This is a genomic window from Vagococcus elongatus, assembly GCF_003987645.1.
Lineage (GTDB): Bacteria > Bacillota > Bacilli > Lactobacillales > Vagococcaceae > Vagococcus_A > Vagococcus_A elongatus.
Window position 1 is genome coordinate 63,347 of sequence record NZ_NGKA01000014.1, and the last position, 13,960, is coordinate 77,306.

The following is a 13,960-nucleotide window of genomic DNA, read 5'->3' on the forward strand; positions in this document are numbered from 1 at the left end:
GGATTGGCTATCTCCATCCGTTTTGACCTTTGCTATAAAATATTTTGCCCTATGGCCCGCTCAACATTGTCTCTGATTTCTTCCATGCCTATCCCTTGACTGCCGTGCTGACTGGGAATCAAGATAATCGCCGGGGTCAGCCGGCTTTTATATGATTCGATCGTCTCTTTGACAGATGCCGCGGCCTCCTCGGTAATAAAAATAACACCATAGTCTTTTTCAGCCATATCTCGAATGGCTGCTCTTATCTGGCTGGATGATTCCGCATAATGTACCTGAAAATCAAACAGTTTAAACAACATCACAGAATATTTGTCTCCGATGACGCCAACTTTTCGACTCATACGATCCTCATCCTTTCACGAATTTGCTTGTCAGAAAACTTATTGTGCTTCCCAACTAAAATCAAGCGCAAATTTTTCCATTCGATTTGCTTGTCATTCATATAAGCTAGAAGAGGCAAAGGGCCAAAAGCTGTCGTATCCGATTTGGAATAAAATCCAGTCAAATAATCATCTTTCAATCTATCCATCCCCGCCACATTAATGACTTTCTTGTCTGGCAAAACTAATGTAGACAAGGCCTCACCATATTTTGTCCCTAACAAATAGGCACTAAATTCTTCCAGAGAACCAGCTGCATAAGTCAGCAATTCTTCTTTGGGAATGCTCCCCGAACTGGAAAGAACAGTGGACAAAAATGTCGGTGTATTTTTACGCATAATCCCTCTTGCCAATGTCTCAAAATTATTAAAATCGATAAAGGAGATGACCTCTTCCAATAAATTCTGGTCTCCAATCTCATTTGCCAATTCACGCTGATACGTCAAATACAGCCGGTCATAGATGATATCGATGCCTTGCATAATCCTTGATTCTTGCAAATAATCTGATACTTCTTGCACGGCTTTCAAGATAGTCGGCGGAAGTTCGTTAGATTTCTTTGTACGAATGGCACTTTTTAAGCTGGAAGAATCATACAATCCATCCGGCAATAACAAATGGTCTAAATTACTTTTGGCAACTTCAGCCTTTGTTAAGATTTTTAGATTATGAAATGTGAAACGTGAGGAATACACATGGACGATTTTGACTTCTGGCACGATTTGATACAGCCAACTGAATAGCTTTCGCTGCTCTTTTGCGTACACTTTATCAAAATTTCTCAATAAGTCCATGGTGGCGTAAGGCTCATAGGCAGAATTTTTCAGCAAATCTATCACTTCTTCTAAGCTGTCCGCCTGAATCATCTGTTCAAAGTCATCAGTCGTCAACAATTCTGTTTCTTTCAGACGAATCAGCGGATTGATTTGGTTATAAGCTGTTTCTTTCATGGACTAATCTCCTTGCTGAAATAATTGCTGCGACACATAAAATCCTTCTTTTTCTTTTAATTCTTCTACTAAAGAAGAAAACAAAAAATTATATTCGATTTTTCCCTGTCTGACCACAAAACCGCCCTGCCGGTCCACCTGCTCATCAACAGACAAGGTATAGACTCTATCAAGGGAACGGAACTGTCCCAGCCAGTCTGAGGTGATTAATCCTTTGGAGTATTCTCCTAAAATAATTTCAGCCTCACCGGAAATAGGAATTTTGGGTAAAATCCCCTCCATAAATTCCTGAAATTCTTTTTGACCCCACTGATTCATTCGTTCAGTCAAAGCTTCAAACAACTCATCCAGCAAGTCCTGTTTTTTAGTCAAGACTTTCTGACGTCTTTGGATGCGCTGACGTTCCAGCATCAATTTTGTATCCCGGTTGATTTTATTTAAGTTTTTATGGATTTGTTCCGTTATATTTTTTTCTTCTTTTCTTTTTTCTCTCTCAAATTCATCCTGCATTTCAGATAGACGTTCTTGCTTGTACGCCTCCATCTTCGCATGGCTTTCTTTTTCGATTTGTTGAATTATCCGCTCTATTGCTTCCAATTTTATCCCTCCAATGGTATTGGTTTTCAGTGTCTCCCGTTTTATTTCACATTAGAGACAAGGAAAAAAGAGATAACTAATCCTAAAATCGCGTATGTTTCAACCATGGCAGAAAAAATAACTCCTTTTGTTGCATGTTCAGGTTTTTTTGCCAAAATTTGAATACCGGCAGCCGACACCCGACCTTGGAAAATACCGGAAAACAAACCGGTAAAGGCAATCGGCAGTGAAGCAATCAGATAGCCCAGACCTTGTACCACAGACATGGCTTCCCCGCTTAGATTTGTCATAATAACAAAGGCGATAACAAAGCCATAAAGTCCTTGAGTCCCGGGAAGCAGTTGCAAGATTAATGCCTGACCGAACTTTTCAGGTTGTTCCGTTGTCAGAGCCGCAGCAGATTCCCCTGCATAGCCAACACCTTTTGCTGAGCCGATACCTGAAAAAATTGTTGCTACTGCCATACCTAATATGGCAAATAAATAACCGCCATTTTCATGTGTTAAAAAATTCATCATTTTAATAATTCCTCTCCGTTTCACAAATTGTCTTGATCAAATTATTTTTTCTTTTCAATGTTGATATATTTCTCTTCTGTTTTTAAAGGATTGAACGCCCGGCCGCCTCCAGTATAAAATTTGCCAAAAAACTCGACATACTGCAGTCTTGCCCCGTGAACATAGGCACTTAGCAAAGACAAGAAAATATTAAGGCCATGTAAAACGATCAGCAAAACAATCCCGATAGAAAATTTCGCTACCGGCGGCATAAAACCGACAATCATATTAAAAGCCGCAGCGATACTTCCGCCAGAAATCCCCAAAGCCATCAGCCGGGTATAACTTACTAAATCTCCGATGTAACCCGTGATACCGTATAGCCCGTACATCCCCTTTGCCAAACCTTTCAATTTCGACTTGGATTGAATGATAGGGACAACGACAATTGACAATGCGGATAAAATGGCTACTGCCGACCCGATGATTACAAACCCCTGATTATCCAGGAATAGCATCCCTGAGGCCAGCACAATAATGCCAACAAGTAATCCTTGCCAAGCAAAACTTTCACTAACACTGGACAAATATTGTTTGCGTTTGATCAGCTGAATCCCATTGACCAGCAAACCTGTCATGATTTGAATAAATCCAAACACCACTGATAAAATCAAAATTTGATTGACATCTGTCGTCGTGGATAAGAGTGGCAAAGGCAGACCGCCTGTTCCAATGTACTGGTAAATTTCTACGCCGAAAAACGAGCCGTAGATGAAGCCCCATGCCATGATTGGAAGGGACAAAATCTGAAATAATTTCATGAACCTGTTTCTTCCTTTTGGCAACACCACAAACTTTCTGACGAGGGTCGTTGCTAAAAACAGCAGTAAACCATAACCGATATCCGCAGCCATCATCCCAAAAAATGTCAAATAAAATGGCATCATAATCGGAGTAGGGTCAATTTCATCATATCTCGGCAAGCTATACATCTCTGTCAGCATCTCAAAAGGTTCCACCACAGGATGATTTTTTAACTTTGTAGGTACTACCTGCTGGATTTCCTGTGCTGTAGGTTCTTCAAACAACAGATATACATCATTGTCAGGAAACCTGCGATTCAGTTCTTTTGATAAATCTTCTTCTTCACTTTCAGGAATCCATCCTTGCAAAACAAAAAAATCTTGCGAACGGGCCAAGCCCTTTTTAGTCACTTCCCGCTGAATTTTTGCCCTGACGACTTCCTCAGCTAAGTAAAGAGACTTCTTCCATTCATAACAATGACCGATTTCTTTTTTGACCGCTTTTTCTTCAGCAATCAGCTGCTTGACTTTTTCTTTTGTTTCTTGATAAGCCTGTTCAGGCAGCACTTCGTAGGGATAGAAGTAGCGTTGAAAGCTATAATTGGAAATAATCTGCTGAACTAGATTTTTTTCATTTTTCAACACCAATAATGCGTAATAGCCGTGATGTGGACTTAGATAAATTTCCTCACAGTGGACTCTTTCTAATTTTTCTATCTCACTTAAAAAATCAGCTTGATTCGTCAGATTCAAAGAACCAAGTATCAATTCTGTATACGTCATGTCTTCATAATCTTTTGGCAAGACAGTCAAGTTTTTCCAGCGTGCCAGCAGATTTTCCTCTACTGACAAACGCTCTCTCTCTTCACCTATCATGTCTAATTTTTCTTTTAACGATAGGATGGTTTCAACATAGCCTTCGACTGCCACAGGATCATACTGTTCTTCCAGATCGGCTAACGTATAAACAGAACGTCTTAATTGGCTTTTTTGATGACTAAGGGCAGCATATCTTTCAATGATCAATAAAGATTCTTGAATTTTTCCCAATATACTTTCATAATTTTTTACATTCAGTTTTGACACTGTTTCCGGTTGGAAGGTTTCTTCTCCACCCAGTCGGGTCAAGACTTCTTCAGAAACTTTTTGAATTTCGACAGCTTGAAGACCTTGAAGTATCTGGAAGACAGTTTCTTCTTTTTCGTTATCGGCCACGATGGTCAACTTTTTCATCTTATCAACTGCCATAATTTTGTTTCACCCTTTCAATCAAGTAGGAAAGAACCGCTTCTTTATTTGCTTCAAATTGCTTTTCAAGCAAATGGGACTGTTCTTCTTCTTCTTGATGAAGCTTTTGACTATTTTCAGCTATTTCTTGATCTGCTTCTTTTTGTCGTTCATCTGTCGCTGCCCGAATCTGATTTAAATTATCCGACGTCAACTGTTCCAGCTCTTGTTGCAACAACTGATGCTGTTCCTGCATGTCTTTTTTTACAGATTTCTCATATGCCTGGGCCTTCTCTTCTGCTTTTTTGACCCATTCAATCGCTGTTAACTCCATTTTTTTCCCTCACTTTTCGACAAAAAAGGACACCTACCCCAAGCCAATTGTTCTCCACGCCCTTGAAGAACTGATTCCTTGAAGCAAATGCCCAACCTATTATTTTATTTAATTGCTAACTGTATAAATGTTATCAAACTATCGTTAAAAATGCAAGATGTTTGAACGATAGTTATCAAGGTCACACCAGAGAGATTCGATCTTTTCTAGCTATGAATAGCACTTGTCTCACGCTGATAATGCCGTCTAAAAATAATCTCACGAAACGTCTCAAGAAAGAGACTTTTTTAAACTTCTCTCGATTTTTTCTCTAATATATCACTTAGCACGTTATTTCTATTAAATTTTCTTCCGGGTCTTTAATGACTGCTTCATAGTAGCCGTCACCAGTGGTTCTGGGACCATTGACCAATTCAAATCGATCTGCAACAAGTGTCTTAACTAAGGAGTCCACCGCTTTCTCATCTTTTAATTTGATTGCAAGATGAGCATACCCAAAAGAATCAGCTTGATGCTCTTTTAGTTCCGGCTTATGCATCAATTCAAGCCTGCTGCCTGTCTCAAAGGAAAGAAAATAAGACGTGAAGTTCGTTGTTTTATTATGATATTTTTGTCCCGCTGTTGCATCAAAATATGTTTCATAAAATTGCTTCATCCCCTCCAAGTCTTTCACCCAAAGTCCAATATGCTCTATAATCATCTGAAAGCTCCTTTCAATTTTTATGTTACGAGGTTTCAACCTCTCTTTTTCTTTTTTTAATCTGCCACTTGATAATTTCAATCAAAACAGCCTAGGCACCTTGGTTTAAAAAACCATTTGCATAGGCTGATAGCAAAGTTTAGCCAACTGAATGTCACTACCCTATGACTATTGAGTTATTAAATAAATTTTTCAAGCGTATGGGCTATCCCGTCATCATTATTAGACAAGGTAATATCATCAGCTATCTCTTTTAATTCTGGCATAGCATTTTCCATCGCGACACCCACGTCAGCATACTGCAGCAGCGTCATGTCATTTTGAGCATCTCCAAAGGCAATTATTTTATGTTCGCCAATCCCCAACAAATCAAATACTGTGTCCAAAGCTTTAGCCTTGTCGATTCCTTTGGCTGTAAATTCAAAATAAAAATCCGCAGTGAACATACAATTCAAAGTATCTTTAAAAGGAGCCATCATTTGCTGATAATTTTCTTGCAAATATTCAGGGTCTCCCGCAGTCAAAATCTTATTCAGCCGAAAATCTAAAAACTCTTCCAAATCTGTTTTTTCACACAGCTTGAAGTTCCCTCCGCGAGATTCATATTGAATGATATTGACTTTCTCACCTTTATAGTTAATGTCACAATCATAAACATCGTTGACGTACATATAGTCGTCTTTGTCGATCATCACCTTAACATCAAACTGTTTCATGTGATGTAAGACCGCCTTGCCTTCTTCAACTGTCAACCCCTGATTAAACAACACCTCATTCGTTTGACAATCGACCACTTTAGCGCCGTTATATGACACTAACAGCCCATGATATTTCTCCATTTCAAGCTGTTTTGAATATTTTAGCATGCCAGTGATTGGTCTGCCAGAGGCAAGAATGACTCTGATTCCTTTTTTTTGCGAATCAATCAAAATATCCCTTGTTTTCTGAGAGATTTCTTTTTCATCATTTAATAATGTACCGTCCAAATCCAAAACAATTGTCTCTATATTCATACAAACATCCGCCCTTTCTGAGATGATTATAGCATTTATATCTATCAAAAAGCCTCAAAGGGAAGAAGTTGAAAGATTTTACTCAAAATAACGAAAAAGATGGTCAAAAACTGAAAATTTAATCTCATTCTATTTCAATTCCTGATTTATTTTTTTATAATTCTGCAACTTAAAGTCAATATTTTCCTTATAGCACTGGTTGAAATAAACAGCGTACAATGTATCAAAAATATAAAGAAGAGAAAGTCTTGTGGCAAACGATGAAATTTTATCATAGTGATTTTCTTCAGAAGCCAAGTACAGTTTATGGTCACCGTAGCTGCTCAATGGATGGTCTTGTGTTGATGTGATCAAAATAATTTCGACCTTGTTATCATTCAAAATCCTAAGAACCTCTCCAGTCGTCTTTCCCCTTCCGCCAAAGGAGACAACGATTGCCAAATGTTTTTCATTGCTGTTGGCAGCAGACAGTTCTTGAACATAAGCTTCTTCAGGAACATTGACCAGAATACCGATTTCCTGCATTTGAAACTTGAAATTTTGAGCAAAAAATAAATTAGACGACGAGATATAAACATCAATCGTTTCAGCTTCTAACATTTTCTTTCCAATAACGACCAATTCTTCCGGATCAGCAATATTCATTGTTTCATCCACAGTATTACGATAAATAGTGCTCAAGTTCTGCATGATTTGGAACGAACTGTCTGACTCGATGATGGGGTAATCATAATCTATCTCTACTTCTTCTTCATTGGCTTTTTGGGATTTAAGTCCTGTCAGCAACTCGATTTTTAATTCCCCCACACCGCTCAACCCTAGTTTGTTGATCAATCGATACAACGTTGCCAATGAAACAAAGGCTCCCTCCGCAATTTCATTTGGCCGGCTACGCACTATTTTTTCAGGCTCGGAAAAAATATAATCTACAAGATGCTTTTCATTACCGGTCAAATTTTCAAGTGCCAAAAGTTTTGTAAATATGGTCATGTTCTCCCCCCCTTTTAGTTTAACTTTTATCATTATCTTATCATACACTGATTATTGATAGCGTAGAATATTTTATTTGAATAGAAATTAAGGAAACACTAGCAAACGTTTAACGATACGTGTTTACAAACATGAAAAGGATGTCTATAATCATAGATAGTTTGTAAAAAGAATAACAAAGTTTTTAGAAAAAATATAAAAAATAAAAATAATGTTCATCATTTCTCTGGAGGTTTTCATGTTTTCACTGTTACTTATTGTCATCTATCTTGCCTTTATCAGCCTAGGACTGCCTGATTCTCTCCTTGGCTCTGCCTGGCCAATCATGAATGTTGAACTAGATGTTCCCATGTCTTACGCCGGTATCGTAACAATGATCATCGCCGGAAGCACAATTATTTCCAGTCTGTTATCCGATCGGTTAACAAGTAAAATCGGGACAGGACGGCTCACTTGTCTCAGCGTGCTGACAACTGCCGTAGCACTTTGGGGCTTTTCAATTTCCCGCTCTTTTCTTGCTATCTGCCTTTGGGCGATTCCTTACGGTTTAGGGGCTGGTGCTGTAGATGCTGCTCTCAACAATTACATCGCGTTACATTATGCCTCCCGCCATATGAACTGGCTCCACAGCTTCTGGGGCGTCGGCGCTTCTATCAGTCCTTATGTCATGAGTTACTTTTTGATTCGAAACAATAACTGGCATAAAGGCTATCAAGCCATTGCTATTGTTCAATTTATTTTGACAGCTATCTTGTTTATCAGCTTGCCCCTATGGAAACCTAAGGAAACCTCTCAAGCTGGAACAACTAAAAAGAAACACTCTCAGCCGCAAAAAATTTCTCAAACATTGAGACTAAAAGGTCTGCCTTATGCTTTGGTCGCTTTATTTGCTTACTGTGCATTGGAACAAACAACCGGTTTATGGGCAACCAGTTATCTTGTGCAGACTCGTTACATTGATTCAACCACAGCAGCTAAATTTGCTTCCTTATTCTTTTTAGGTATCACTGCGGGAAGATTTATTTCAGGTTTTATTTCTGAACGCTTAGGAGACCGGCGACTTATTCGCATGGGTATTCTGACCTTTTTTTTAGGTGTGTTCATGATTATTTTGCCCACATCGTACACGCTGTTCCCTTTAGTGGGACTCGTCATCGTCGGGTTGGGTAGCGCTCCAGTGTACCCTGCGCTAATGCATGCTTCTCCTGATAACTTTGGTGTAGAAAATTCGCAGGCAGCCATCGGCGTTCAAATGGCCAGTGCTTATATCGGGACCACGTTTATGCCGCCGCTTTTCGGACTGATTGCCACGAAGATATCCATTAATTTGTTTCCAATCTATTTAGTTCTTTTAGCGGTAGTGATGATTTATACAACAGAGAAGTTGAATCTTGCTACAAAATTCGGCAAGAAAAGCCACACGCTCTATTCTTCCTCTCTAAGTGAACAGCAAACACTGACGATAAACGAAAAAGAAGCAGACGCTCACGAGAAGAAAGACTAATAAATAATATTTTTAACAGAAAAGAAGCACCGATATAAGAGAAACTCTCTCATATCGGTGCTTCTTAATTATTTAAAAGTTTACTTTCTGCGTGTCACTGATTCCGGATAAATTTCTGTATATTTTGGACACCAGTGTATGTTCTTACGGTGTCATTTTTTTTAACGACTAGTGTGGGTGCCTGCATAACGTCATACTCCGTCACTAAATCAGCGTGCTCATGGGCATCAATCACTTGATAGTCCAACGCTTTATTGTTCAGCATATTTTTTACCTGTGTACAATTTGGACAAACCTTGGTAGTAAACAACAAGCGTTCTTCTGTCTCAACAACAGCTGTCGATGCTAGAGATTTTTGGCTTTCTGAAACTTTTAAAGCATCAGCTGCTTCTCCTATTGGTCTATCCTTTGCTGATTTTCCCACGAAGGAATGCACATTGGATTTATCTAATAAATACTCTTTTCTTTCCTTAAACTCTTGTGATTTCCCCGCATTCCAATTTTGTACCGGACGATAATAGCCGGTGATGCGACTGTAGACTTCTGTGGCTTCCTCACACACTGGACAAGAATAAACTTCTCCTGAAATATAGCCATGGGACTTACACACCGAATAGGTCGGAGACAACGTGTAATAAGGCAGTTTATAATTTTCAGCGATTTTTTTCACCAGCACTTCGGCTGATTTCCAACTTGGCAGTTTTTCTCCTAAAAATGCATGGAAAACGGTGCCAGAAGTATAGAGGGTCTGCAACCCATCTTGAACATCGAGTGCCTCAAACAAATCTTCCGTATACCCTACAGGAAGGTGAGAACTATTTGTATAGTACGGCGTATTATTATCTTCCGTTGCAGTAATAATCTCTGGATAGTGTTTCTTGTCATGCTTGGCCAGACGATAAGACGTAGACTCAGCTGGCGTGGCTTCTAAATTATAGAGATCGCCATACGTTTCTTGGTAAATCACGAGACGTTCCCTCATGTGATTCAACACTTCTTTTGCAAAATTCTGAGTTTCATCAAAAGTCAAATCCCCACGCAACCATGAAGCATTCAGTCCCACCTCGTTCATTCCTACTAAACCAATCGTGGAAAAATGATTGTCAAAAGTACCTAGATAATGCTTCGTGTAAGGATAGAGTCCCTCATCAAGAAGTTTGCTGACCACGTCCCGTTTGATTTTTAATGATCTGGCAGAAATATCCATCATACGGTCTAAGTGTTGATAAAATTCTTCTTTAGTTTTGGCAAGATACGCAATCCGCGGCAAATTAATCGTCACTACACCAATCGATCCCGTACTCTCGCCGCTGCCGAAAAAGCCCCCGGATTTTCTGCGCAGTTCACGCAAGTCTAAACGCAGCCGGCAACACATACTGCGCACATCACTAGGCTCCATATCGCTGTTAATATAATTTGAAAAATAGGGCGTCCCGTATTTGGCAGTCATCTCAAATAACAATCTTGTATTTTCTGTCTCTGACCAATCAAAATCTTTTGTGATAGAGTAAGTTGGAATCGGATATTGGAAGCCTCTGCCATCTGCGTCTCCCTCGATCATTACTTCGAGAAAAGCTTTATTAATCATATCCATTTCAGGTTTACAATCCCCGTAAGTGAACGTCATTTCTTTTCCACCGACGATTGCCTGCTCATCTTTTAAATCTGCAGGGACGGTCCAGTCTAAAGTAATGTTGGTAAAAGGCGACTGACTGCCCCAACGGCTAGGAATATTGACACCATATATAAAGGACTCCACACTTTTTTTCACTTGTTCATAGTCAAGATTGTCTACCTTAACAAATGGGGCCAAATAAGTATCAAATGAAGAAAAAGCCTGTGCCCCTGCCCATTCATTCTGCATGATTCCCAAAAAGTTGACCATTTGATTACATAATGAAGCTAAGTGTTTTGGAGGTTTGGAAGTGATTTTTCCTGTCACTCCCCCAAGTCCTTCTTGAATCAGTTGTTTTAAAGACCACCCTGCACAATAACCTGTCAGCATGGATAAGTCGTGAATATGAATATCTCCATCACGGTGGGCGTTCCCGATTTCCTCATCATAGATTTCGCTGAGCCAATAATTCGCCGTAATTGCGCCGCTGTTGCTTAAAATCAATCCACCCACAGAATAAGTCACCGTAGAGTTTTCTTTCACTCGCCAGTCAGATGCATTAACATAACTGTCAACCAGCTTTTTATAATCCAGCATTGTGGCATTGACATTTCGAACTTTCTCCCGTTGTTTTCGATACAAAATGTACGCTTTAGACACATCGAAAAAGCCAGACTCGCTGAGAACTTTTTCCACACTGTCTTGAATCTCTTCCACTGTGATGGTATCCTCTTGAATCTTATCGCTAAAATCACTGCAGACTCGTAACGTCAGAAGTTCCAATACACTAGGGTCTGATACTTTTCCAGTCCCTTCAAAGGCTTTTTTCATGGCATTGTTAATTTTAGACGCATCAAAAGCAACTTTAGAGCCGTCTCTTTTGATTACTTTATACATTCTTATCCTTCCTTTCAGTTCGTGCAAAGATCTCTTTTAACAAAAATTGTGTCTCTCTTAGTCAACTCCACGCAATTCTACTTTTGTCATATACTGCATCAAAATTTTTTGAAACTCTCTCATCTCTTCGTCACTGCAAGCATGAAGTCCCGGTTCAATAGTATTTCCGCTATCTACAAATTTTTGCAGATAACAGACTGGACTGCCTGCAAGCCAGTCTCCCAACTCATGAATATCTTTTTTTTGATGAAATTCAGCCACCACAGTGCAGCGAAATTCATAAGGAATATCCGTCTGACGAAGAAAATCTATAGACTCCCTGACTTTTCCTAGAGGAGCTTTAGCTAGGCCAATCGTTTCTGCGTAGCGCTCAGGGCTGTTTTTGATATCCATCGCCACATAATCTATCAATTGTTTTTCAACTAAAGACTTGAGACGATCAGGGTAGCAGCCGCAAGTGTCCAACTTAACAGACAGACCTAGTTCTTTGCATTGACGAATAAAGCTTTCCAAGTCGCTATGCATTAAAGGTTCACCGCCGCTGATACATATTCCGTCAAGCACACCAGAACGTTTCTTTAGGTATTGAAGCACTTCTTCAGAAGAAATCGTTTCCATTGCTTCTGGTAAAAATACCAAATCTGCGTTGTGACAAAAAGGACAACGCCATGGACAGCCTCCAGTAAAGACAGTCGCTGCCACCTTGTCAGGATAATCCAGCAGCGTTAATTTTTGCAGTCCATAAAACCTCAATTTGAATTCACCGCTTCTTTCATTTCTACAAATTTCTTACAGATAAAAAAACAGCAAATCGCTATCTTCTTTCCTATCATAGACCATTCCAAACAAAAAAACAACTATATATAGCGTTGTTTTTAAAATAAACACTATATATAGTTGTTGTCTGTTATTTATTAAGTAAAAGATATTTTATGTTTAGCAGACTTTTTACATTAAAATATTAAAATGTTTAAAAATTTCAATCTGAACTGTGAGCCGATTATTCTGACTTCCTATCTATCACTTTACCTCAACAACAAAAGCCTCAAATGGAGCCAGATGTATTTCGTCTAAAGATTCATACTTCTTATCATAGTTGGAAATAATTTTCCTGACTGGAGCGCACTCGGATAAAGAAATTTCCTGTTCAGCTTTAGTCATGTTGCAAACTACCAGCCATTTTTCATCATTTAACGTTCGAGTATAACAATACACTGTGTCTAAAACAACCTCGTGCTCCGCAAAAACACCATAAACAACTTGACAAAAGTCAGAAATAACCTAATTTATGCAAAAAGAAAAACACCAATGAAAAATATACATTGATGTTTCATTGATACCGGCGGCCGGGGTCGAACCGGCACGTCCTCAACGGACACTGGATTTTGAGTCCAGCGCGTCTGCCAATTCCGCCACGCCGGCATGTAATATAATGTGAAAGGCGGTAACCGGATTTGAACCGGTGATGAAGGTTTTGCAGACCTCTGCCTTACCACTTGGCTATACCGCCTTATAAAGGGATAAACTGGGCTAGCTGGATTCGAACCAACGAATGACGGAGTCAAAGTCCGTTGCCTTACCGCTTGGCTATAGCCCAATAAAAGGGGCGACTGAAGGGAATCGAACCCTCGAATGCCGGAGCCACAATCCGGTGCGTTAACCACTTCGCCACAATCGCCATATTAATAAATTAAGCAGGGGTAGTAGGAATCGAACCCACGCTGACGGTTTTGGAGACCGTAGTTCTACCGCTAAACTATACCCCTAAAAAAGTGGAGGGGGGCAGATTCGAACTGCCGAACCCGAAGGAGCGGATTTACAGTCCGCCGCGTTTAGCCACTTCGCTACCCCTCCAAGGTGGCTCAGGACAGAATCGAACTGCCGACACACGGAGCTTCAATCCGTTGCTCTACCAACTGAGCTACTAAGCCTATATTTTAAAATTTTAGAATTAAATGGCGGTTCCGACGGGAATCGAACCCGCGATCTCCTGCGTGACAGGCAGGCATGTTAACCCCTACACCACGGAACCACGCCAACCACACAAATTAAATCAAGCTACTTTAACTAGGGGAACACTATTAAAAGTGAAAGCCCACCAGAGTTAAATGACCCGTACGGGAATCGAACCCGTGTTACCGCCGTGAAAGGGCGGTGTCTTAACCGCTTGACCAACGGGCCAGAAAAATTTAAACGGAGAGTAAGGGATTTGAACCCTTGAGACAGTGATTACCGCCTACATGATTTCCAATCATGCTCCTTCGGCCAACTCGGACAACTCTCCAGAGTCAGTAAATTATCCAATACTCTGTTTAATCATGATACTCCGGCAGTAGGACTCGAACCTACGACATCATGATTAACAGTCATGCGCTACTACCAACTGAGCTATGCCGGATAATACCTAAAAAAGCGTGGCAGCGTCCTACTCTCACAAAGGGTGTCCCTTC

13 protein-coding genes and 11 tRNA genes are annotated in these 13,960 nt (G+C 39.9%); 1 reads left to right on the forward strand and 23 read right to left on the reverse strand.

Features of this window, described 5'->3' with window-relative positions; genetic code table 11:
- Positions 1-32 precede the first annotated feature (32 nt).
- The 9 genes from CBF29_RS09625 to CBF29_RS09665 form a co-directional block, all read right to left on the reverse strand.
- Entirely contained in the window at positions 33-344 is a 312-nt protein-coding gene (locus CBF29_RS09625) for a V-type ATP synthase subunit F (RefSeq protein ID WP_126809520.1), read from the reverse strand.
- On the reverse strand, positions 341-1,333 hold the full coding sequence (locus CBF29_RS09630; RefSeq protein WP_126809521.1) for a V-type ATPase subunit: 993 nt from the start codon (positions 1,331-1,333) through the stop codon (positions 341-343). Before CBF29_RS09630 ends, CBF29_RS09625 begins: the two co-directional genes overlap by 4 nt.
- Positions 1,334-1,336: 3 nt before the next feature.
- Positions 1,337-1,930: a V-type ATP synthase subunit E gene (locus CBF29_RS09635; protein WP_126809522.1), complete on the reverse strand. Its 594-nt coding sequence runs from the start codon at positions 1,928-1,930 to the stop codon at positions 1,337-1,339.
- Between the two features lie 41 nt (positions 1,931-1,971).
- Positions 1,972-2,448 carry a V-type ATP synthase subunit K gene (locus CBF29_RS09640; RefSeq protein ID WP_126809523.1) on the reverse strand — a complete coding sequence of 159 codons (477 nt, stop codon included), beginning with the start codon at positions 2,446-2,448 and terminating at the stop codon, positions 1,972-1,974.
- A 41-nt stretch (positions 2,449-2,489) separates the two neighbouring features.
- Positions 2,490-4,478, reverse strand: coding sequence for a V-type ATP synthase subunit I (locus tag CBF29_RS09645; RefSeq protein WP_126809524.1), 1,989 nt, complete (start codon positions 4,476-4,478; stop codon positions 2,490-2,492).
- On the reverse strand, positions 4,468-4,791 hold the full coding sequence (locus CBF29_RS09650; RefSeq protein ID WP_126809525.1) for a hypothetical protein: 324 nt from the start codon (positions 4,789-4,791) through the stop codon (positions 4,468-4,470). Before CBF29_RS09650 ends, CBF29_RS09645 begins: the two co-directional genes overlap by 11 nt.
- Positions 4,792-5,113: 322 nt before the next feature.
- Positions 5,114-5,491 (reverse strand): VOC family protein, encoded by a 378-nt coding sequence (locus CBF29_RS09655; RefSeq protein ID WP_126809526.1) that lies wholly within the window; start codon positions 5,489-5,491, stop codon positions 5,114-5,116.
- 179 nt (positions 5,492-5,670) lie between these two features.
- Positions 5,671-6,504: a Cof-type HAD-IIB family hydrolase gene (locus CBF29_RS09660; protein ID WP_126809527.1), complete on the reverse strand. Its 834-nt coding sequence runs from the start codon at positions 6,502-6,504 to the stop codon at positions 5,671-5,673.
- Between the two features lie 129 nt (positions 6,505-6,633).
- The gene (locus tag CBF29_RS09665; protein WP_126809528.1) at positions 6,634-7,494 is read right to left on the reverse strand and encodes a MurR/RpiR family transcriptional regulator; all 861 of its coding nucleotides are present in this window, start codon (positions 7,492-7,494) and stop codon (positions 6,634-6,636) included.
- A 238-nt stretch (positions 7,495-7,732) separates the two neighbouring features.
- On the opposite strand from CBF29_RS09665, the gene CBF29_RS09670 reads away from it, so the two are divergent.
- Positions 7,733-8,998, forward strand: coding sequence for an MFS transporter (locus CBF29_RS09670; protein WP_126809529.1), 1,266 nt, complete (start codon positions 7,733-7,735; stop codon positions 8,996-8,998).
- A 94-nt stretch (positions 8,999-9,092) separates the two neighbouring features.
- On the opposite strand, the gene CBF29_RS09675 is transcribed toward CBF29_RS09670, so the two are convergent.
- The 14 genes from CBF29_RS09675 to CBF29_RS09740 all read right to left on the reverse strand — a co-directional run bounded on the left by CBF29_RS09675 (position 9,093) and on the right by CBF29_RS09740 (position 13,908).
- Positions 9,093-11,510 carry a ribonucleoside triphosphate reductase gene (locus CBF29_RS09675; protein ID WP_126809530.1) on the reverse strand — a complete coding sequence of 806 codons (2,418 nt, stop codon included), beginning with the start codon at positions 11,508-11,510 and terminating at the stop codon, positions 9,093-9,095.
- Positions 11,511-11,567: 57 nt separating this feature from the next.
- Positions 11,568-12,263, reverse strand: coding sequence for an anaerobic ribonucleoside-triphosphate reductase activating protein (locus tag CBF29_RS09680; protein ID WP_126809531.1), 696 nt, complete (start codon positions 12,261-12,263; stop codon positions 11,568-11,570).
- Between the two features lie 267 nt (positions 12,264-12,530).
- Positions 12,531-12,725 carry an alpha-glucosidase C-terminal domain-containing protein gene (locus CBF29_RS09685; protein WP_170170041.1) on the reverse strand — a complete coding sequence of 65 codons (195 nt, stop codon included), beginning with the start codon at positions 12,723-12,725 and terminating at the stop codon, positions 12,531-12,533.
- Positions 12,726-12,847: 122 nt separating this feature from the next.
- Positions 12,848-12,932, reverse strand: a tRNA-Leu gene (locus CBF29_RS09690).
- 17 nt (positions 12,933-12,949) lie between these two features.
- Positions 12,950-13,020: transfer RNA gene (locus tag CBF29_RS09695), tRNA-Cys, on the reverse strand.
- A 15-nt stretch (positions 13,021-13,035) separates the two neighbouring features.
- Positions 13,036-13,107, reverse strand: a tRNA-Gln gene (locus CBF29_RS09700).
- An 8-nt stretch (positions 13,108-13,115) separates the two neighbouring features.
- Positions 13,116-13,188, reverse strand: a tRNA-His gene (locus tag CBF29_RS09705).
- Positions 13,189-13,205: 17 nt separating this feature from the next.
- Positions 13,206-13,276: transfer RNA gene (locus CBF29_RS09710), tRNA-Trp, on the reverse strand.
- Positions 13,277-13,283: 7 nt separating this feature from the next.
- Positions 13,284-13,364 (reverse strand) — tRNA-Tyr (locus CBF29_RS09715).
- Between the two features lie 4 nt (positions 13,365-13,368).
- A tRNA-Phe gene (locus tag CBF29_RS09720) sits at positions 13,369-13,441 on the reverse strand.
- Positions 13,442-13,466: 25 nt separating this feature from the next.
- Positions 13,467-13,542 (reverse strand) — tRNA-Asp (locus CBF29_RS09725).
- Positions 13,543-13,619: 77 nt separating this feature from the next.
- A tRNA-Glu gene (locus tag CBF29_RS09730) sits at positions 13,620-13,691 on the reverse strand.
- A 13-nt stretch (positions 13,692-13,704) separates the two neighbouring features.
- A tRNA-Ser gene (locus CBF29_RS09735) sits at positions 13,705-13,794 on the reverse strand.
- Positions 13,795-13,834: 40 nt separating this feature from the next.
- Positions 13,835-13,908 (reverse strand) — tRNA-Asn (locus CBF29_RS09740).
- Between the last annotated feature and the right edge of the window lie 52 nt (positions 13,909-13,960).

Coding starts and splice junctions, on each gene's coding strand:
- CBF29_RS09655 (WP_126809526.1), bottom strand. CDS start 5,491: ATGATTATAGAGCATATTGGACTTTGGGTGAAAGACTTGGAGGGGATG.
- CBF29_RS09665 (WP_126809528.1), bottom strand. CDS start 7,494: ATGACCATATTTACAAAACTTTTGGCACTTGAAAATTTGACCGGTAAT.
- CBF29_RS09660 (WP_126809527.1), bottom strand. CDS start 6,504: ATGAATATAGAGACAATTGTTTTGGATTTGGACGGTACATTATTAAAT.
- CBF29_RS09675 (WP_126809530.1), bottom strand. CDS start 11,510: ATGTATAAAGTAATCAAAAGAGACGGCTCTAAAGTTGCTTTTGATGCG.
- CBF29_RS09625 (WP_126809520.1), bottom strand. CDS start 344: ATGAGTCGAAAAGTTGGCGTCATCGGAGACAAATATTCTGTGATGTTG.
- CBF29_RS09630 (WP_126809521.1), bottom strand. CDS start 1,333: ATGAAAGAAACAGCTTATAACCAAATCAATCCGCTGATTCGTCTGAAA.
- CBF29_RS09670 (WP_126809529.1), top strand. CDS start 7,733: ATGTTTTCACTGTTACTTATTGTCATCTATCTTGCCTTTATCAGCCTA.
- CBF29_RS09640 (WP_126809523.1), bottom strand. CDS start 2,448: ATGATGAATTTTTTAACACATGAAAATGGCGGTTATTTATTTGCCATA.
- CBF29_RS09650 (WP_126809525.1), bottom strand. CDS start 4,791: ATGGAGTTAACAGCGATTGAATGGGTCAAAAAAGCAGAAGAGAAGGCC.
- CBF29_RS09645 (WP_126809524.1), bottom strand. CDS start 4,478: ATGGCAGTTGATAAGATGAAAAAGTTGACCATCGTGGCCGATAACGAA.